19 protein-coding genes are annotated in these 20,013 nt (G+C 51.3%); 2 read left to right on the top strand and 17 right to left on the bottom strand.

The window, feature by feature from the left end; genetic code table 11:
- Positions 1-4: 4 nt before the first annotated feature.
- Positions 5-610 (top strand): RDD family protein, encoded by a 606-nt coding sequence (locus GS398_RS21810; protein WP_160908957.1) that lies wholly within the window; start codon positions 5-7, stop codon positions 608-610.
- 109 nt (positions 611-719) lie between these two features.
- On the opposite strand, the gene GS398_RS21805 is transcribed toward GS398_RS21810, so the two are convergent.
- From GS398_RS21805 to GS398_RS21755, 11 genes are all read right to left on the bottom strand, one after another.
- Entirely contained in the window at positions 720-1,412 is a 693-nt protein-coding gene (locus GS398_RS21805; protein WP_160908956.1) for a DUF1361 domain-containing protein, read from the bottom strand.
- Between the two features lie 18 nt (positions 1,413-1,430).
- The gene (locus GS398_RS21800) at positions 1,431-2,768 is read right to left on the bottom strand and encodes a TldD/PmbA family protein (protein WP_160908955.1); all 1,338 of its coding nucleotides are present in this window, start codon (positions 2,766-2,768) and stop codon (positions 1,431-1,433) included.
- 80 nt (positions 2,769-2,848) lie between these two features.
- The gene (locus GS398_RS21795) at positions 2,849-4,489 is read right to left on the bottom strand and encodes a TldD/PmbA family protein (protein ID WP_160908954.1); all 1,641 of its coding nucleotides are present in this window, start codon (positions 4,487-4,489) and stop codon (positions 2,849-2,851) included.
- A gap of 223 nt (positions 4,490-4,712) precedes the next feature.
- Complete coding sequence (locus GS398_RS21790) at positions 4,713-5,894, bottom strand: lytic transglycosylase domain-containing protein (protein WP_160908953.1); 1,182 nt, start codon at positions 5,892-5,894, stop codon at positions 4,713-4,715.
- A gap of 53 nt (positions 5,895-5,947) precedes the next feature.
- A complete protein-coding gene (gene gatA / locus GS398_RS21785) occupies positions 5,948-7,402 on the bottom strand; it encodes an Asp-tRNA(Asn)/Glu-tRNA(Gln) amidotransferase subunit GatA (RefSeq protein ID WP_160908952.1) in 1,455 nt (484 codons plus the stop codon).
- A 26-nt stretch (positions 7,403-7,428) separates the two neighbouring features.
- On the bottom strand, positions 7,429-8,397 hold the full coding sequence (locus GS398_RS21780) for a transglutaminase family protein (RefSeq protein WP_160908951.1): 969 nt from the start codon (positions 8,395-8,397) through the stop codon (positions 7,429-7,431).
- A gap of 19 nt (positions 8,398-8,416) precedes the next feature.
- Positions 8,417-9,352 (bottom strand): alpha-E domain-containing protein, encoded by a 936-nt coding sequence (locus GS398_RS21775; RefSeq protein ID WP_160908950.1) that lies wholly within the window; start codon positions 9,350-9,352, stop codon positions 8,417-8,419.
- 132 nt (positions 9,353-9,484) lie between these two features.
- On the bottom strand, positions 9,485-10,933 hold the full coding sequence (locus tag GS398_RS21770) for a circularly permuted type 2 ATP-grasp protein (protein ID WP_160908949.1): 1,449 nt from the start codon (positions 10,931-10,933) through the stop codon (positions 9,485-9,487).
- A gap of 262 nt (positions 10,934-11,195) precedes the next feature.
- Positions 11,196-11,387, bottom strand: a complete 192-nt coding sequence (locus tag GS398_RS21765; protein WP_160908948.1) for a Sec-independent protein translocase subunit TatA/TatB — start codon at positions 11,385-11,387, stop codon at positions 11,196-11,198.
- 1 nt (position 11,388) lies between these two features.
- Positions 11,389-11,817, bottom strand: a complete 429-nt coding sequence (tatA, locus tag GS398_RS22625) for a twin-arginine translocase TatA/TatE family subunit (protein ID WP_237488280.1) — start codon at positions 11,815-11,817, stop codon at positions 11,389-11,391.
- Positions 11,818-12,031: 214 nt separating this feature from the next.
- Complete coding sequence (locus GS398_RS21755; RefSeq protein WP_160908947.1) at positions 12,032-13,273, bottom strand: murein hydrolase activator EnvC family protein; 1,242 nt, start codon at positions 13,271-13,273, stop codon at positions 12,032-12,034.
- Between the two features lie 70 nt (positions 13,274-13,343).
- Here GS398_RS21755 and GS398_RS21750 point away from each other — a divergent pair, with 70 nt between their 5' ends.
- Entirely contained in the window at positions 13,344-14,216 is an 873-nt protein-coding gene (locus GS398_RS21750) for a nucleoside phosphorylase (protein WP_160908946.1), read from the top strand.
- Here the strand turns inward: GS398_RS21750 and lolB1 are convergent.
- Genes lolB1 through GS398_RS21720 form a run of 6 tightly spaced genes read right to left on the bottom strand, consistent with a single transcriptional unit; the run spans position 14,213 to position 20,003 of the window.
- Positions 14,213-15,049 (bottom strand): lipoprotein insertase outer membrane protein LolB1, encoded by an 837-nt coding sequence (lolB1, locus tag GS398_RS21745; protein WP_160908945.1) that lies wholly within the window; start codon positions 15,047-15,049, stop codon positions 14,213-14,215. The genes GS398_RS21750 and lolB1 overlap by 4 nt on opposite strands.
- Positions 15,027-16,760 carry a tetratricopeptide repeat protein gene (locus GS398_RS21740; RefSeq protein ID WP_160908944.1) on the bottom strand — a complete coding sequence of 578 codons (1,734 nt, stop codon included), beginning with the start codon at positions 16,758-16,760 and terminating at the stop codon, positions 15,027-15,029. The genes lolB1 and GS398_RS21740 overlap by 23 nt, the downstream gene beginning before the upstream one ends.
- 17 nt (positions 16,761-16,777) lie before the next feature.
- Positions 16,778-17,209, bottom strand: coding sequence for a dUTP diphosphatase (gene dut / locus GS398_RS21735; protein WP_160909012.1), 432 nt, complete (start codon positions 17,207-17,209; stop codon positions 16,778-16,780).
- Positions 17,206-18,702, bottom strand: a complete 1,497-nt coding sequence (locus tag GS398_RS21730) for an MATE family efflux transporter (RefSeq protein WP_160908943.1) — start codon at positions 18,700-18,702, stop codon at positions 17,206-17,208. Before GS398_RS21730 ends, dut begins: the two co-directional genes overlap by 4 nt.
- Before the next feature lie 58 nt (positions 18,703-18,760).
- The gene (locus GS398_RS21725) at positions 18,761-19,036 is read right to left on the bottom strand and encodes an acylphosphatase (protein ID WP_160908942.1); all 276 of its coding nucleotides are present in this window, start codon (positions 19,034-19,036) and stop codon (positions 18,761-18,763) included.
- 7 nt (positions 19,037-19,043) lie between these two features.
- Positions 19,044-20,003, bottom strand: coding sequence for an NAD(P)H-dependent flavin oxidoreductase (locus GS398_RS21720; protein ID WP_160908941.1), 960 nt, complete (start codon positions 20,001-20,003; stop codon positions 19,044-19,046).
- Positions 20,004-20,013: the final 10 nt, after the last annotated feature.

The following is a 20,013-nucleotide window of genomic DNA, read 5'->3' as shown; positions in this document are numbered from 1 at the left end:
TTGCATGAAGGACTGGTATATCGTAGTAGATGGAAAACCCACTGGTCCGCATGATCTCGCTGAACTGCAAACATTAAACATCCGTCCCGGTACGTTCATGAAAACGACCGGGATGGATGATTATAAAGAAGCCCATGAAATCCCCGAGCTCCGGAAGCTGCTGGGTTTCAAAAAAATAGCCGTCACTCCTCAATATTTCGCTACGCTCGACGTCAGGTTGCTGGCGGTAGCCATCGATTATTTCGTGGTAGCCACCGTTAGCGTAGCGGTTGCCTTATTATTGGTGATCTTAACCGACGGAAAGATCATGAAAGCGCTCATCTCCATCAGCTTGCCGTTGCTGCTGCTACCTGTAAAGATCGTTTACGCCGCCGTTATGGAGGGCTCCCAGCGCCAGGGCACTTTTGGAAAGAGCTGGCTGGGGCTGAAGGTCTGTGATGAGACAGGCTTGCCGATCAGTACCGGGAGGGCATTTGCACGGAACCTGGCAAAGCTGCTCTCTGGGCTTCTGCTTGGCATCGGGTACCTGACCGGTTTTTTTGATCGCAGGCAACAATGCCTCCACGATAAAATGGCCGGAACGCTTGTCGTTAAGGAGCGCCTGGTATAGTTTTTCCGTTATTACCTTCGGTGGAAACGGAAGGGCAGTAGCGCCAGAAGCGGACAAGTGAGCGGAACAACCATGTATTAGGCCCCTTTACGCCCTTTGCCTGAAACTTTTATGATATTGCCTGATCCGCGGTTCCGGGGCGCCGGCCTTTAAAATGCCTGACTGAAAAGAACATCGAATTAAGCAGGATGCCTATAACGATGGTCAGTCCCCAGGTACGGGAATGATCGAATGGATTAATGAACCTGTCGGTGATCCCCAAGAACAATACGTCCGGCGCACTGATCACGTCCCAGCTGTTCCAGCGAAGGAAGCGCCCAAGATACACGCCGAAGCCGGCAGAGAATAACAGGACCACGATCATGCCGGTTACCACGCTGCGGCGGAAATACCGGGATAACAATGATTCAATATCAACCAGGCTGCTGAACCCAAACAGCAGGCCGGTCCAGGCAAACGAGAGGATCAGCGCAAGGTCGAACCAAACAGGCGCATTTATCCTTTCGCGTAAGTGAAAAAGGTCCGTCAAAATATAGGGCGCGTTCGGAAAGAACAGCACCCAGACAAAAAACGAAAACGTTAACAGCAATTTATGCTGTAACCTAGGGTACAGCAATACCAGTGAACTGATCGCCCAGGGGATAAAAGCCAGGAACAAGTTAAAATTGAGGAAAAGGTAACTGGTTGTCCCGGTGACCTGCCACCTTAAGATAGACAGACCGAAACTAAAAACAGACATCAACGCGAGGTGGATGGTGAGCTCGACCCGCCGCAGTTGTTTTAATCTCCTGTAAAGTCCCATATTATTAACTCGTAAATGTTAAACGGCATCAGAAAGTGAGGTGAAAGTAAAGTCTCTGATCTTCATTGGCGGGATCATAGCGTGCACGCCGGATTCGCCGCTCACGGTCCTTTCCGGTTTGCCCAGGGCATCCAGGTTGTTCAGCATGATAATGGGGCTTTCATTGAAGCGGAAATTCTTCACCGGGAAGGCAATCTTGCCGTTTTCGATGTAAAAAGTACCATCGCGGGTGAGGCCGGTGAACAGCAGCGTCTGTGGATCTACCGGCCTTATGTACCATAACCGCGTTACCAGGATCCCTTTTTCGGTGCTTTTGATCAGGTCTTCGAGGGAGGCGTTCCCGCCCACCATGGTGATACCATCCGGGCCGGGCAATGCAGGAACGCCCTTTTTCTCCGCCCAGTAGCGCGAGTAGCTCAGGTTTTTGATCACACCCTTGTCTATCCAGGTGGTCTTTTTCATCGGGCGCCCATCGCCGTTCCAGGAGCTGGTTGGCAGGTCCGGATCGTTAGGGTCTGAATAAATAGTGATCCGCTCATCTACTAGTTTCTGACCGAGTTTGGTCTTGCCTCCCGGTGCGCTCAGGAAGCTGCGTCCCTCATCGGCGCTGCGGGCATCCAGGCCAAAGTAGAGGTTTTCCAGCAGCACGATGCCCGCCGCGGGTTCCAGGATCACGGTATATTTTCCGGGTTCAATCGCTTTGGCTGCCGAAGAACCGGCGGCTTTTTGCGCTGCGATCCGGGTCGCGGAAGCTACGTCGAGCTTGGTTACGTCGTTATATCCCTTGGAAGCATACCCCGAACCTTTCCCGTCTTCGGTACGGAGGGTAACGTTGAAATTTACATTGGTTGACGTATTATAAGCGAAAACACCGCTGGTATTCATCATTGCGGAGTACCCGGCGCTGTTTTCCAGGAACCCGGCGGCCGTAAGCTTGTTTTCTTTCGCGATCCGGAGGCTCTGCGCCACCATATCCGTTCTTTGTTTGGGCGTGATATTGGCCGTGGAGGTCACAAAAGTAGCCGGTGGCGGATCGTAGGTTTGCGCGCCCAGGTTCTTCATGAACTCAGGATTCTCGGGGGCAAGCCTTGCCAGCTCTTCCGCCCTGCGGACCACCTTTTCCAGGGAGGCGTCATCGAACTCGTTAATGGTTGCTACGCCGACTTTCTTCCCGAACGACGATTGTACCACCAGGCTGCCCGAGCTGGTGCCGCCGCTGGTCGACACGGAGTTACGGGCGTAACGAATGTTCCCGCCGTCAGATCCGGAAAGGTTAACTTCGCATTCGTCGGCTTTCGAATAGCTTAATACTTTTTGCATCAGGGCCCGAGCCTCTTCTTTGGTTAAGATTGCCATGTTGTGACGTTTTACGTTATACGTTATACGTTTGGTGATTTTACTAACTTCTTAATCGCTATTTATTTGTTCCAACTTTTCTACCCGATCTTCCTCGCCGTGTTAATTACGTTTACGCCGTCGAACCGTGCGGTAGAAGAACCGTGTGATACGGAGCTTACCTGCCCCGGCTGCCCTTTCCCATCAAAGAAGGAGCCGCCCAGGCGGTAATCGCTTTCGTCGGCGATCGCCGAGCAGGCGTTCCAAAATTCCTGGGTGTTGGACTGATAGGCCACATCTTTCAGCATGCCGGCGATTTTTCCATCCCTGATCTCGTAGTACAGCTGCCCCCCGAACTGGAAGTTGTAGCGCTGCTGGTCGATCGAGAACGAGCCGTTGCCAATTATATAGATCCCTTTCTTTACGCCCCTGATGAGGTCGTCGATGCTTTTCTTTTCTTTTCCGGGTTGGAGGGATATGTTCGCCATGCGCTGGAATTGTACGCTGCTCCAGTTGTCGGCGTAGCAACAGCCCTGCGACTCGTTCAGCCCGATGATGTGCGCCTGGTCACGGATGGCCTGGTAGTTAACGAGGATCCCATCTTTAATGATGTCCCACTTCTTGGTTTTTACCCCTTCGTCGTCGTATCCAACGGCGCCGAGTGAGCCTACCTGCGTTTTGTCGGCCACAATATTGACCAGCTTACTGCCGAAATTGAATTTTTTCGATTCCCACTTATCGAGGGTGAGAAAGCTCGTTCCCGCATAATTAGCTTCATATCCCAATACACGGTCGAGCTCTGAAGGGTGTCCCACCGATTCGTGGATCGTGAGCCAGAGATGCGACGGGTCGAGCACCAGGTCATATTTGCCCGGCTCTACAGACTTCGCCACGATCTTTTCCTGTACCTGCTTCACGGCAGATTTTGCGTCCTCAAGCATGTCGTAGCGATTTTTGTACAGCGGCGTCATGCCTCCGCTGATGCGGTCCTGGGGACGTGGCAGCAGGTACTCGTAGCCCATCCCGGTGGGGGCGCTTAACGAATCGCGTGTTTCGAACTTACTTGTTTTCTGGTCGATCTTGGTTACCGTAAACGTCGGCCAGATGCGGTGGATATCCTGGTCGATGTACGAGCCGTCCGTAGAAGCAAAGTATTTTTGCTCATTCACCAGGAAGAGGATCGAGTTGATGTAATCAGCGCCGCCTTTCATAGCCGCATCGTTGACCGAAAGCAACAGGTCTACTTTTTCTTTGATCGGTACTTCGAAAGCGTTTTTTTCAATGGGGGCTTTCCACGAAACCTCGCCATAACCCTTTTGAGGCGCAAGCCTTACGGGTTCTGTGAGCAGCCTCGAGTTTTCTTTTGCAATAGAAACAGCCAACGCCGCCGCCTGGGCGATGCTGTCCTTGTCGAGCTTATCGGTGGCTGCAAATCCCCAGCTTCCGTTGGCGATCACCCGGATGCCCATGCCGTACGACTCGGTATTCACAATGTTCTGCACTTTCTCTTCCCTCGTCACCACGTACTGGTTAAGGTAGCGGCCGATCCGTACATCCGTGTATGTGGCGCCTTTAGAACGGGCCGCATTTAAGGCAACATCTGCAAGCTGCTTTTTTAACGCTACGTCTACCGGGCTCAGCAATTCATCAGGATGTATAGGATTACCCCAAACCGGCACGCCCGGCAGCATGGCCGAAGCTGCCCCGATGCCTGAGAGGTAAAGGAAGTTTCTTCTTTTCATTGTGACTTATTTACGATTCAAACTTAAAAATAAGATTTTTTTGTATTGGTTGTAGTTATGTCTACGGAAAAATAAGTGAAAGCCCAGGTAAGGTGCTTTCCCCATATTCTATAACTTTAACATGTGATTTGGCCTTATATGCGTAAGCGCTTACGTATGTTGATTCTTGCACATGTTGGTTTACTATCCACTTTTTGAGCTTCCCGGCGCCGTTTACGGTTTCTTACCCTTTGTTGATCTTAAGGATCATCCCGGGCTGGAGAACGGACGATTTGAGGCGATTTTTAGACTTGATCTCTGATACGTTTGAGCCGGTGAACTTAGAGGCAATTTCGGAAAGCGTATCGCCGGCCTTCACTTTGTAGCTGATGTATTTTTTTGCCGGCTGGCGGACAGCCGTGGGTGCGGACGTATTCCTTGGCGCCGCAATCATTTCCGGCAGGGCCGAAGTGGAGTTATTTAGGGTTTCGTAGAGCGAAGCATACGTTTCCTGGTTTTTATTTTCGGGGATTACGATGCGCTTGGGCGACCCGCTGCTGCCGTTTACAAAAAGCTTTTTATACGAGGGATTAAGCAGCGACAGGAGCTTAATGTCGACGTTTGCCGCTTTTGCGATCGCTTCGAGCGACACCGGCGAATTAACCTCTATCACATCGTTGAGCAGCGAGAACTCAGACTGCTGCGAGGTGATGTCGTGCTTGTTATAGCAGTTCATGATGTAGGTAGTGGCGATAAAAGCGGGCACATAATTGCGTGTTTCCTGTGGGAGGAAATTGCGGATGGACCAGAAATCCGCTTTCCCGCCGGATTTGGCGATGGCGCGGGTAACCGCTCCTTTACCGCAATTATACGCGGCGATGGCCAATAGCCAGTCACCAAGCTCGTTGTAGGCATCGCGGAAATATGCAGCGGCGGCATGGCTGGCTGATACCGGGTCTTTACGCTCGTCTACAAAACGGTCCATCTTGAGGCCGTATCCTTTCGCGGTTTGCGACATGAACTGCCAGGGGCCGGTGGCGCCTGTTTTCGAAACGGCGTGCGGGTCGAGCGAAGACTCTACGATAGAAACATATTTTATTTCGTCGGGGATGTCAAACTCTTTCAGCGATTTCTCGAATATGGGGAAATAGTAAGTAGACAATCCAAGTACCTTACCGATCTGTCCTTTGCGGGAAGTATAGATGTCGATGTACTTCTGAACGTATTCGTTGTAAGTTAACGGCACAGTTTTCTGGATAGAATCCAGGCGGTTCTTATACACCATGTATTGGTACGGGACCATCGGAACCGTCAGGCCATTCAGCAATGGCGAAAGTGCGAGCGTGTCGCGACCCTGGTTAGCCTGGGCCAACACCGTAAAAGGAACCAGCAGGGTAATAGCGGCCCCCCATATTTTTCTCATCATACATTTTTGTGGCAGGAATGCCTTTTATAGCTTCCGGGCTGAAATGCCTTTCGCTAGTGATGTATTACTTTTTGCTTTGTGAGCTCCAGGAAATGTTCAGAAAAGGCTAACAGTTCCCCCTCTCCGAACCGTCTGCCCATAAACTGTAACCCTAACGGCAGCCCGGATGAATTATTGCCCGCGGGTACAGAAATTGCCGGAATTCCTGCGAGTGATGCCTGGACCGTAAAAATATCGGCAAGGTACATGGTCACCGGGTCATCGATTTTTTCACCGATGCCGAATGCGGGGGTGGGGGTGGTAGGCATCAGGATAAAGTCGTATGTGTTAAGGATCTCTTCTGTTTTCTGCCTGATCAGCTTGCGTACTTTTTGTGCCTTGGCATAATAAGCGTCGTAATAACCGGCGCTCAGGATAAAGGTTCCCAGCATGATCCGGCGTTTTACTTCGTTTCCGAAGCCTTCTGAGCGGGATTTTTTATAAGTCGATTCCAGGTCGGTGGCATTGGGGCTGCGGTAGCCATAATGGACACCGTCATACCTCGCCAGGTTAGAGGAAGCCTCTGCCATGGTAAGGATATAATAGGTAGGCACCACATATTCGAGGTAAGGGAACGAAACCGGTTCAACCGTATGTCCCTCCTCTTTTAACTGTTGAATGGCCTGTTCTGTCATCGTTTTCACCTCCGGGTCGATACCTCCCGAGGAAAGAGCTTCTACCAGGTAAGCCAATTTTTTCTTTCCGCCGGATGCCAGCCCGCGGGAGTAAGCCGGGACGGGTTTCGATGAGGCGGTACTGTCATATTCGTCCGCGCCTGCGATCACTTCGAGGATCAGGGCTGCATCTTCTACACTTCGTGTGATGGGGCCGACCTGGTCCAGCGACGAAGCATACGCTACGACGCCGTACCGCGAAACACGACCGTAAGTAGGTTTAAGGCCCACTACTCCGCAAAATGCGGCAGGCTGCCTTACCGAGCCGCCGGTGTCTGTTCCGAGGGAAGCGAGACAGAGGCCGGCCTGCACGGCAACGGCTGAACCGCCAGACGAGCCGCCCGGAACTTTGGTATTATCCGCATAGTTTTTTACATGCCCGTAATAAGAATTCTCGTTCGATCCGCCCATCGCGAATTCGTCGCAGTTGAGGCGGCCGATAATGATGGCGTCTTCTGCCAGTATCCTTTCCACTACGGTAGATGAATAGATAGAAGTGTAATTTTCCAGGATCCTGGAACCAACGGTTATGCGGTGATCTTTATAGCAGATGATGTCTTTGATGCCGATCACCATGCCTGCCAGCTTGCCGGCTTTGCCATGCATGATCTTTTCCTGCACGGTTTTCGCCTGCGCTTCGGCCTCGTCGCCGAAAACTTCCAGGAAAGCGTTAAGGTGTCGCTCTTCGGCGATACGGTCAAGATAATGGCCAACGAGCTCCGGGAGGGTTAATGTTCCGTTGAGGAGGTCGCTTTTTACCTCCGATAAGGAATTGTATGTTTTTACAGCACTCATTTTAGCGGGCAAAGGTAATAAAACCGTTATTGTTGTTGCTGCTGTTGTTGTTGCAAAACTGCCATGTGGCGCATATAACTGTTCTTAGCAAATTCACTGACAGGGCGGGCAATAATCGTTTCGGCAGGCAATTCTTCGGTCGACGTACCATCTTCGTAAGATACGATCACGGACACATGCAGCGTATGGTCAAGCGCACCTTTATATACGCCTTTTATGGGCGAGCAATCGGAGAAATTGCGTCCTACCGCAAGTTTCACGTGTGTTTCGCCGGCGGCGCAGTTATTGGTAGGGTCGAGTCCCAGCCAGCCGTAATTCGGGATGTAAGCTTCCGCCCATGCGTGGGTAGCGCCCTCGCCGCGCATGCCGTTCTTGTTCGGGCAGATGTAGCCGCTCACATAGCGCGACGGAATGTTCACCAGCCTCAGCATCACCAGCAGGATGTGCGCGAAATCCTGGCATACGCCCGCTTTAAGCTGCCAGATGTCGTCGAGCGTGCTTTCTACGCTTGTAACCCCCTGGATGTACCTGAAATTTTCGTACACATATTTGCAGTAGTGCATGGCCGCCTGGTAAGGCGTATGGTTAAACTGCCGCTCGGCCAGCACAATTTCTTTCAGTTCCTGCAGACCGGTGAAGTATTCCTGTTTCAGGTAATCGATATAAGGCACCTGCCAGCGAAGATTGTCGAGGTCCTGCCATTGCTGGCCGGCAAACATATCATCTACCGGAAGGGGTATGGGTGCAGTGGTTACCAGCAGCCTCGAATCGATACGCATTTCGCTATGCGGCTCTGAATGCGTGAAGCTTCCAACCTGGTTCCCGTAGTAATCGGTGTAAATATCGATCATGGGATCGCCGGTGATGAGCAGCTCCTGGTTCAGAATATCCTGGTGGGCATCTGCTACCGGGTATAGCATAATCTTATTGGCGCTATCGCGAACGGTGCCTTGATAAGAGTAAGTGGTAAGATGCTGTATTTTAAATTTTGGCATAACACATTAAAAAAGGAAGCTACGAATATGCAAAATAATGACGGTTGAGGGCATTCCCTATGCCAAAAACTTCTGTTTTCAATTCGGTGAGATAGTCATGGAGGCCTTCCTGGCGGATGCTTTGCACCGAGCTGTACTTTACCCGGCTTTGGAGCCTGCCGATCAGGAAAAGCACTTGCCGGTGGCTATCGGCATTGAGATCGCTGCTAAGCCGCTCGAAATAACGCTGCAGTTGGTTGATAGAATAAAGTACCGAGCGCGGAAAGTCATTGTTAAGTACTACCTGCTCGAGCACATTTTCGGCATCGAAGCCCTGCCGGTACGTTTTAAGGTACAGCTCGTACCCGCCGATAGACAGGAGCAGGTGCTTCCAGTACGTGGTGTCCGTAAGTAAGTCGGGGTTTTTGCTGAGCGATCCGAATTTTACGTCGAGAATATCGACCGACTGGATCGCCCGTTCCAGGTATTTTCCGATCCGTATGAAGCTGCTGCCTTCGCCGCGCGCCATGGTAATCTCGGCCGTGCCGTAATAGAGCATTACCTGGCGGATCAGCACATCCAGCACCGAAATCGGGTCGTCTTTCATTAACGAAGTCTGGATCGCCGGATCTTTGATGGTGTGGTAGTATTCGTTCAGGCACTGCCAGAGATCCTTGGTGATGTGGTCCTGTACGCTCCTTGCATTTTCGCGGGCATGGGTAATGATGTTCAGTACCGAACCCGGGTTTTCTTTATCGGTAACCATCGACAGTAATACCGCGCGGCTGTCCATGTCGATCGCCTTTATCTGGTCTTCATCTAACCCCGAGAAGATCTTCATTACCGGGCGCCAGGTAAATCCCTGGAGCGAATCCTGGGAAGTGGCGTAGTTGATCTTCAGCATCCGAAGAATGCCGTCGCTGCGCTCTACATAGCGACTAAGCCAGTACAAACTGTCTGCGACGCGGCTAAGCATGGCGGGCTGATAGCTGGTGGCTGGTGGCTGATAGCTTTGCCGGGTGGTGTAATATATGTTTCATCTCTTGATCAGGCTCTTTTTCGTTAATTTTTTCAAGCATCGGCCAACAGCCGGCAGCCAGTGATGTCGTTACGCCAACACCCACGTATCCTTACTTCCCCCGCCCTGCGAGCTGTTCACCACCAGGGAGCCTTCGCGCAGCGCAACGCGTGTTAATCCGCCGGGCACGATCTCGATGCCGTCCGGGCCTACCAATGCATACGGACGAAGGTCGATGCGCCGCGGCTGCAGCGTGTTTTGCATATAGCACGGTGCGGATGAAAGACTGATGGTGGGTTGTGCGATAAATTGACGGGTATCTTTCAGGATCTCTTTTTTATAATTCTCGATCTCCTCTTCGGTAGAAGCGAATCCCATCAGCATGCCGTAACCTCCGCTTTCATTGGTTTTTTTGATCACCATTTTGTGGATGTTATCAAACACATATTTCTTTTCATCCGGGTTATTCATCTGGTAGGTGGGCACATTTTTGAGAATGGGCTCTTCGTTCAGGTAATAGCGGATCATTTCGGGCACGTACATGTATACCGCTTTATCGTCGGCCACGCCATTTCCCGGTGCATTTACGATAGCCACATTGCCTTTCCGGTATGCGCTCATGATCCCGGCAATGCCGAGAATGCTGTTCGGGTTAAAAACCAGCGGATCGAGGAACTCGTCGTCTACACGGCGATAGATTACGTCTACCTGCTGCAGCCCGGTGGTGGTTTTCATATATACCGTGTGGTTGTTCACCACCAGGTCACGTCCTTCTACCAATTCGATGCCCATCAGCCTTGCAAGGGTGGTATGCTCGAAATAAGCGGAGTTATAAATGCCTGGCGACAGCAGTACTACGGTAGGGTTGGCAACCGGGCGGTGCGAAAGAGACATCAGGTTCTTATGGAGAATGCGCGGGTAATCCGTCACACTACGCACCTTACATTTTGGCAGGAGGTCGGGGAACAGCCTTTTGGTGATCTCGCGGTTTTCGAGCATATAGCTCACGCCCGACGGTGTGCGGAGGTTATCCTCCAGTACGTAGAAAGTACCGTCGCTGTCGCGGATCAGGTCGATGCCGGCAATATGTACATAAATATCATAAGGTACATGTACCTGCATCATCTCGCGGATAAAATGCGGACAGGAGTAGATCATGTCAATAGGCACGATGCCATCCTTAATGATAAACTGGTTGTGGTAAACGTCTTTGATGAACAGGTTCAACGCTTTAAGGCGCTGTTTGATCCCGGTTTCGATGAATGTCCACTCGGAGGCGGTGATGATGCGCGGAATAATGTCGAAAGGAAAGATCTTTTCGATGCCTTCGCCGCTGTTGTACACGGTGAACGTGATCCCCTGGCTCATGAACAGGCGCTTGGCGAGTTCCTCTTTTTTGGTGAGATCGTCTGCCGATTCGCGTGAAAGGTAGTTAATTACCTTTTGGTATTGGGGCCTGATCTTTTTTTCACCGTCGAACATTTCGTCCCAGGTATTCGGGGAAACAGAATAAGATGAAAAAAAAGATGACCCTTCCATAGTGCGTTAAAAATGAACAGCAATTTAGCGAATATGCAATATATTTTTAATGAATTTTAAAATAACACATAAAAAATGAGGGATTTTTGAAGAAATCTTAATAGGATTGGACGTTTACGTTGGACCAAATACATCGGGTTCTGTTAAAAACAGGAACCGGAATATGAAACAGGAACGAAAGCCGAACGTTCAGCCTAAACGCATGTAAACAAAAAAGGGTCGTACCAATTAAGCACGACCCTTATCCGAAAACGTTATTCATTTATACGTTCTTGCGCGGCTCTTCTGATACCGGCGCATCGCTGTCTTTAGCGTCTTTGAACTCTTTTACGCCACGACCTAAGCCGCGCATCAGCTCAGGAATCTTTTTACCTCCGAACAGAAGCAGGACGATCAGCACGATAACGATAATTTCTGGGCCGCCTAATCCGGCGATTAAAAGTGTATTGTACATGTTAATTTGAATTTAAATGTGTTTGGTCGCCAGTAGCTGGCTCAGTTTTTTTCTTTTCTAAATTAATCCCTGCGTCGTTGTAGCCGGTATAAGCGGGAGTAGCGTTTGCGACAGGGTTTTCATCCGGTACGTTGTTCGCTGGTAGGTGATCGGGTTGCGATTCGTCGCTATGATAAGGCGATTGTTCAGGCTTATTGTAAGCGCTTTCGCGTTCTTTTTCGAGGTCGATCTCGTCAGCTGCCGCATTAATGTTGCGCTGGATCTCGCGTTTTACGCCATCGGAAGCATCCTTAAACTCACGTATCCCTTTCCCAAGCCCGCGGGCAAGTTCCGGGAGCTTTTTTCCACCGAAAAGCAGCAATGCCACGAACATGATCATCATCATTTCCGGGCCGCCAACATTGATAAATAACAGGACAGAAGATTGCATTTTAATTAGTATGGTGCAGTGTGCAAATATAAAGATTTTTAAAAGGAAATGATTTATTTGGTACTACCTTATGTACGAGAACGAATTTGTTACGGTTTTGTTATTTTTAGTAATCAGCTATCAGCGGTCAGCAATCAGCTTGTTGCTGCCTGAATATCATGTGAGAAATTGCCTTTAGCCACTCAAATCAGGCTGGCCGCTGATTACTGAAAATCTAATTCGCCAACCAATTCTCCGGGTTTTGCGGGCTGAGCCCTTTATAGATCTCGAAATGCAGCCTGATGGTCCCGTCTTCCGAATTGGTGGCCACGGTACCGATCGGTTGTTTGGTATTTATTTTTTGCCCGCTGGTTACGGTTACGCCGCGCAGGTTTGAGTAGACGCTGAAATACTCGCCGTGGCGGATGATCACCGTTTGCGACCCGTTCAGGTTGGTGATGCGGCCCACGGTGCCGGAAAATACGGCCCTTACGGTAGAGCCTGCGCCGGTTTCGATATCGATCCCCAGGTTTTCAACATTTACGTTCACCCCGTACTTATGGATCCCGAAACCCTCGGCGATGGCTCCTTTTTCGACCGGCCATGGCAGGTTGCCGCGGCTTCCCAGGAAATCGGAAGATAACTTGGCAGATTCGGGTGTTGCGGCCAGGATACTGGTTTTGGTGCTGGTACGCGGTGCGGGGGCATTACCATTTTTTACCGCATTGGCGTCTGCTGCGCGCTGGGCCTCTTCAATTTCGCGCCTGATGGCGTCCATTACCGCCCTGTTCAGCCTGGCAGATTCCCGCTGCTTTTGTGCGAGCTCCTGTTTATACTCTTTCTCTTGTTTAGTGAGGCTCTTCAGAACTTTCGCCTGCGTAGATTTTTGTTTTCCGAGCGTTTGCCGCTCTTGTTCCTGGTCGCTCAGGATATGGCTCTTTTCGTCTTTATTGTGACCGAGCTCGATGATCTTTTCGTTCAGATCGCCGCGCGTCTCCTCGATATACCTTGCTTGTTTTTGCCGGTACGCGGCAAACTCCTGGAGGTATTTTAGCCGTTTATATCCCTGGTTAAAGTCTTTCGAGGCAAATAGGAACATGATCTTGCTGTATGCGCTCTGGTTGCGGAACGCGAATAACACCATGCCCGCATACTCCTTTTTTAAACGGGTAAGCTGGGTCTGCAGGGCGCGAACGGTACTGGTATTGTCGGAGATCTGGTTGTCGAGCAGCCTGATCTCCGAGTTCATGGTATTGATCTTTCGCTCGCGCAGCCTTATCTGGGCATTCAGCGTGCTGATCTGCTTCAGCGAAAGGCGTTTGCTGCTCGAGGTTTCGTTGAGTGTGCTGTTCAGTTGTTCGATTTCGCGCGACAGGGCATCTTTGCGGCGTTTAAGCTCGGCACTGGTTTGTGCCTGCGCAGCGCCTGCCAAAAACAGGCACCCGGTAATAAGAAGCAGCAGCCTCGCGTATCTCATGCAAACAAATCTATTAATTTTGTGCTCCAAAGTATGATTATTTTAAACTCGTTACTAAACTGAAAAGCCTATGGCAGGTATCGCCCGTTCGGAACTGATCATTAACAACCGTGGAGCGATCTACCACCTGGACGTCCGTCCCGAAGAGATCGCTCCCTCCATTATCCTGGCGGGCGACCCAGACCGTGTGCCGGCCATCAGCAAACATTTCGACCATATCGAGTTTCAACTGAATAACCGGGAGTTTATTACGCATACAGGCTATATCGGGCATAAAAGGATCTCGGTAGTGTCAACCGGTATCGGTACAGATAATATCGATATCGTATTAAACGAGCTGGACGCGCTTTTTAACGTCGACTTCGAAACGGGTACGGTAAAAGAGCAGCTCACCAGTCTCCGGTTTTTTAGGGTAGGCACTTCCGGGTCGCTGCAAAAGGATGTCCCGGTAGACAGCCTCCTGGCGTCGACCCACGGTCTGGGGATTGATAACCTGCTTAATTTTTACAAAGCCGCTAACACCGAAGCTGAGATGGAGCTGCTCCGGGAGTTTTCGGCGAACCTGGCAGCCGGCGGTACATTGGCCATTCCCTACATCAGTGCGGGGAGTTCAGCTTTACTAGCGTTGTTTGGCGGGTATCAGCACGGCATCACCGTTACCTGCCCGGGATTTTATGCGCCACAGGGAAGGGTGGTGCGGGCCGCGCTGCGCGATCCCGGCATGATCGACCGGTTCACCGCGTTCGCGTGGAAGGGGCGCCGGATCACCAATTTCGAGATGGAAACGGCGGGGATCTATGGGTTAAGCAACCTGTTAGGTCACCAGGCCATCAGCCTCAATGCCATTCTGGCTAACCGGATCACCGGGGAGTTTACGGCAGATGCCAAAGCGATCGTAGACCGGCTGATCAGGGAAACGCTGGAAATCGTTTCGGGTAATTAATCCACTATAGTAAAACGCTTCGGAATACTGAACGGCATTTCTACCGGTTCGTTGATGTTTACCTTGCTGTATTTCACATCGAGCCTGATCTGGGTTGCGCCCGAAGAAGATTGCAGCGTCATGGCATGGTGAAGCCGCTGGCCGCTTTCCGGCGAAAAATCGGCGTAGGTGGTTAGCAGCGACTGGCGTGCGTTAGGATCTTTCAGTTCTGTGCGCGTCACCTTGAAGGCATTGTCCAGCGAAACAGTGTAGATCACCTGAGTAAATAAGCCTGCCAGCAGGGTAGAAGTTTCGTATTTCGTTACTTTGCTTTCCGTATCAGGTAATCCCGGGAGAATGTTGCCCGCCATAATTGCCTGTACACGCCCGAAAGTGATCTCCCGGCCTGCAAACCGGTGCAGGTACGAAAACGGTTTTGCCAGGTATTCCTTCGCGTAGCGGTTTATGAGCAGCACACTGTCCGGTGTTACCATTACCCGGGCGATCTCCGTTAAACCGGCAACGGCGGTCACCGAAACCCAGATCGCTTTTTCGTTCCGGATACGGATATTCATGGTTACATCATTCTCTTTACCGTCTACAGAAAGGCTGCCTTTCGCTTTAAAGCTCAGCGTGTTAAAAGAAAGCTGGCTTTTCTGAACAGTTTCGCGGAACAGGGCGTTTTTATCCGCCTGGCTGCTGTCGGGTCGGGAAGCTGATTCTACGAGCGGCGGGTCGGTCACTACCGGTTTGTCCGGTATGTGCGGCGGCAGCGCAGCTTGCTTCGCTTTACAGCCGGAGAGGGCAATTGCCAGTAAACACAGGAATAACTTAGTCGATATATCTCTTTTCATTGATCTTCTGCTCAAGTTTCTCAGATTTTGCGCCACGCTCTTTAGCGAGCAGCCACTGCTTCAGCGCAAGCTCTTTTTCACCGAGCTGGAACAAAATGTCTCCATAATGTTCAGTTTGGGTGGCGCTGGCTCCTTTTTCCGAGTTCATCGATTTTTCGATCCACATCTTTGCTTCTTTATACTTTTTCTGCCGGAAGAGCACCCAGGCATAGGTATCTTCGAAAGAGGCATTGTTTTTCGAAAGTTCGTTCGATTTACGGGACAGGGCCTCGGCTTTTTCGAGGTTCACGCCTCTTAACGACAAATAGTAAGCGTAATTGTTCAGGGTATAGGTATTAACGGGGTCCGCCAGGAGCGATTTTTCGTACGACTGGTCGGACTCGGAGAACTTTTTAAGCGCGTTATACGAATCTCCCAGTAAGGCGTAGACCTGTGCGATCATCGCTTTGTCTTCTGTTTCCAGCGACGCTGCATTTTTCAGGTAGCTGACGGCCTTCTCGTGGTTTTTTTTCTGCGCGCTGGCAATTCCGGTGAGGAGGTACAGTGCCGCCTGGTTCGGGAAGATGGAAAGCGCCTCCTCGCCATCCGCGATCGCTGCATCCGGGTCGGCCTGGTCTAGCTCGATGCGGATCAGTTGTTCCCATATCTGGTAAACCTGGTTATTAAGGGCGAGCGCTTTTTTATAAGATTGCCGCGCTTCGGTGAATTTCTGTTCCTGGAAGAGCAGGTCTCCATATACCGAGAACGACTTCGGGTCGCCCGGGTTGGCTTTAACCAGGATCGCGCCGAGCTCATCCGCCTGTGCACGCATCTTTGCGTCGCCCAATTGCGGGAAAAACGAGAGGATGATACGGATCTTTGAATCGATGTTCATCTCCGGGCTTGCAAAAGCGCTTTTCAGCTCCACGAACGCATCGTCTGTTTTGCCTTGAGCCCGGTACAGGTCGGCCAGCGAGAGACTGATGTAGGGGTTGGCCGCATCCAGTGTTTTCGCTTTCAAGAGGACCTGCATGGCTTTTTCTTTGTTGCCCGAATTGATATAAAGCTGGCCCAGTTCGAGGTAATTCCTTACCTCGGCGGGATTGTCGGTCACTAGCTTTTCCAGCTCGGTGGCCGCTTGCCCGGTTTTACCTTGTTTCTGGTAAACGCGCTGCCGGGAGGTCACCAGGTCGTCGCTCGCTCCAAACCGTTTCTCGATGACGGTATAAACGACCATTGCGTCGTCGGGCTTGCCCTGCAAGAGTAATGCGTTCGCTTTGTCGTAATAATAATCTTCTTTGTCGGGAGAAATTTTGATCAGCTCGTCGAAAACCCCGTTGAGGTCTGCCAGCTTGTTACCCCTTTTATAAATATCGGCCAGCAGCAGCCAATACCATTCGTTGGCTGGCTTTAAGGCGGTGGCTTTGCGGATCAGCGCTTCGGCTTCCTGGTCGCGGTTTTGCGAATGATAGATGTTAGCCAGCTCATACTGGGCCGCATCATTTTTCGCGTCCATGTCTGTTATCCGCTTAAAAAACTCGGCAGCCAGCTGGTAATTCTGGATGGTTTTTTCACGCAGGCCGGAAAAGAACCAATCCTTCATCATCAGGCTGTCCTGCAGCATAAATCCCTTGGATTCGCCGGCAGGCACTTGTACAGGACGCGTGTTTTTCTGTGCCAGGCCAATCAGCGGGCCGCCAAAAAAAACAAGGAAAACGAGTTTTTTATGCATATTATTCTTTTGAGCGATTATACGCCCGTATGTCCGTAGCCGCCTGCGCCACGCACCGTTTCTGTTAACGATTCGGCAAGGCTCCAGGAAACCCTTTCGTGTTTGGCTACAATCATTTGCGCGATCCGGTCGCCATTGTTTACCACGAAGTCGGTATCCGAGAGGTTCACCAGCAGCACCTTGATCTCGCCGCGGTAATCGGCATCTACAGTTCCGGGCGAATTCACGATGGTGATCCCATGCTTTAACGCTAAACCACTCCTCGGTCGTATCTGCGCTTCGTGGCCATCCGGCAGCTCGATGTGTAGCCCCGTAGGGATCAGGCAGCGCTGCAGCGGACGGATGGTGCAGGCCTCACGGAGATCTGCGCGGAGGTCCATTCCCGCAGAAGAAACGGTTTCATAAGCAGGTAACGTATTCAGGGAATTATTAACGACCCTGATCTTCAGATTGTTTTCCATAATTTTTTGAGCTCTTTGCGTTCCGCAAACCAGATTGCCGCCAGGTACGCTACCGTTAGGGCATTGCCTGCGAAAATGTTCTGTTTAAGCACCACGAACGACAGGTAAGCCAGCACGATCGAAGACACAAGATAGATAATATTTTTGCCGGTGCGGTAGGGGATGGGATAGTTTTTCTGACCAAGCAGGTACGAAAGCACCATCATGGTAGTGTACGCCGTAACGGACACCCAGGCTGCGGCCATGTAGGAGTGTTTGGGGATGAAAATAAAGTTGAGGATGATGGTAAGAATGGCACCGGTCCCCGAAATATAAAGGCCGTAGCGCGTCTGGTCCGACAGTTTATACCAGATCGACAGGTTAATATAGATCCCAAGGCTTACATAACCGAATAACAGGATGGGAACCACTGGTAAACCCGACCAGTAAACCGCCTGTTCGGCCGCATTCCTGGCGTGGATAAAATGCTTGAGAATTTCGATATTGCCAACTATACCGACATAGATCACACAAACTACGATAATGAAATAATCCATGATGCGCGAATAGGTTTCGCCGGAGTTTTTATTCTTCGCATGGCTGAAAAAGAATGGTTCGGCCCCCAGCCGGAAAGCGTTGATAAAAATGCTGAGAAAGATCGAGATCTTGGCGCACGCACCGTAGATCCCAACATCCACCTGTTGCTGTACCGGTAACAATTTCGTCATCATGATCTTATCGAACGTTTCGTTCACAATGAAGGAAAGATTGGCTACCAGTACGGGGAAACTATAAGAAAGCATCTTCAGGGAGAGCGACCGGCTGAAATCAGGTTTTACCTGCATTACTTCGGGCAGCAGCATGAGCAGCGTAAGCACGCTCGCAGCCAGGTTTGCGATAAATACGTAGCCGATCCAGCCATGGCGGTACCACGAAGCCAGGAACCCGCCGCCGGCCCAATGGTGGTCGATGATGAACGGGATCACAAAAATGAATACCAGGTTAAGCAGGAATTGCAGCAGGATGTTAGTGAACTTGATGAGCGAGTAACGGAAGGGCCGGCCGTCTGCCCGCAGTTTTGCGAAAGGGATTACGGCCAAAGAGTCGGTGCAAAGTATCACGATAAAATAGCGGACGTAGTTGGTGTAATCATCCAGGTTCACCCCCGACTGCAGGAAAGCGGCGATATCGCGCGCAAAGAAAATGGTGGAGATAAAGAACAGGAACACCAGCGAGGCAACACTGATGAAGGTATTGTTGTATACCTGTTGTTTTTCGCTCTCCTGTTTGTTCAGGAACCTGAAAAAAGTGGTTTCCATCCCGAATGCGAGCAGCGGTCCGATGAGGGAAGCCCAGCTGTACAGGTTGGTGAAAATGGCATACACTCCTGCCGAATAAGCAGTGGTAAAAACGGGCGTGAGAATGGAATAGAGCAGCCTGGAGACGATCGTGCTGATCCCGTACACGGCGGTCTGTCCCGCGAATTTCTTGATTGTTGACACTCTTGTATAGCTACCAGCTATCAGCTATCAGCTGTCAGCTCCTGCCGAACGCTTAAACCTAGGCTTTTTTAACGACCTCAAAATTACGATAGTTTTTGAGTTCGCCTTCTGAGGTTTCCACTTTTTCGACTTTTGCGTTGATCGGGCCTTCGTGACACCACTCCAGGAAATTTTCCATAGCGAAATCGTCGCCCTCGGCTTCGATATACACGGTACCATCGGGCCGATTGGTCACCAGGCCTTTCACGCCAAGCTGGTCGGCTACCGCTTTGGTAGATGCCCGGAAGAAAACGCGCTGTACGCGGCCATAGACGGTGAGGTTGAGGTGTTTCATGCAGTTATCAATTGTCAGTGATCAGTTCGGCAGGCAGGCTGGCGATGCGGGTTTTTTCGTGCAGGAAGCCGTTCCAGAGGTCGTTAACGATAGTTGCGGCGGGTTTTACCTGGTTTACCAGGGCAGCTGCCTGGCCTATTTCGAGCTCGCCGTTTTGGAGGTCGCCTTCAAACATACCCAGTTTTGCGCGACCGGTACCTAATAAAGCGCGTAATTCTTCGGCGGAGGCCCCGCGGCGGTCGGCCTGGTCTACCTCTCGGGAGAAATCGTTCCGTAGCAACCTTACGGGCATCAATCCTTTCATGCTGAGGCGGGTATCACCTTCGCCGGAACGAACAACGGCTTCTTTAAAGAGCGGATGCGCAGAGGATTCTTCCGCGGCGGCGAAGAGAGATCCCACCTGTACGCCCTCCGCCCCTAAAGCAAAGGCGGCGAGCATGGCTTTGCCGGAAGCGATTCCGCCGGCAGCGATAACCGGTACCGATACCACGTCTGTTACCATGGGGATGAGGCAGAGCGTGGTAGTTTCCTCGCGGCCGTTGTGCCCGCCGGCTTCGAACCCTTCGGCAACGACGGCGTCGGCCCCTGCCGCTTCCGCACGTTTGGCGTATTTCTGGCTGGCCACTACGTGTACTACGGTAATGCCCCGGTCTTTTAAGTATCCTGTCCATGCAGCGGGGTTGCCGGCAGACGTAAAAACGATCCGTACGGACTCTTCCACGATGATGTCGATCAGCTGTTTCACATCAGGATACAACAGCGGCACATTTACCCCAAAGGGCTTCGCGGTAGCGGCTGCGCACTTGCGAATATGGTTTCGCAGGTTATCCGGGTACATGGAACCGGCGCCGATGAGGCCCAAACCGCCTGCATTCGATACGGCCGAGGCAAGTTTCCAGCCACTGCACCAAACCATACCTGCCTGGACAATAGGGTACCGCACGTTAAATAAGGAGGTGATCGGCATGTTTTAAAGG

The organism is Hufsiella ginkgonis (assembly GCF_009834915.1).
Taxonomy (GTDB): domain Bacteria; phylum Bacteroidota; class Bacteroidia; order Sphingobacteriales; family Sphingobacteriaceae; genus Hufsiella; species Hufsiella ginkgonis.
This window is presented reverse-complemented; position numbering and strand designations above follow the sequence as displayed.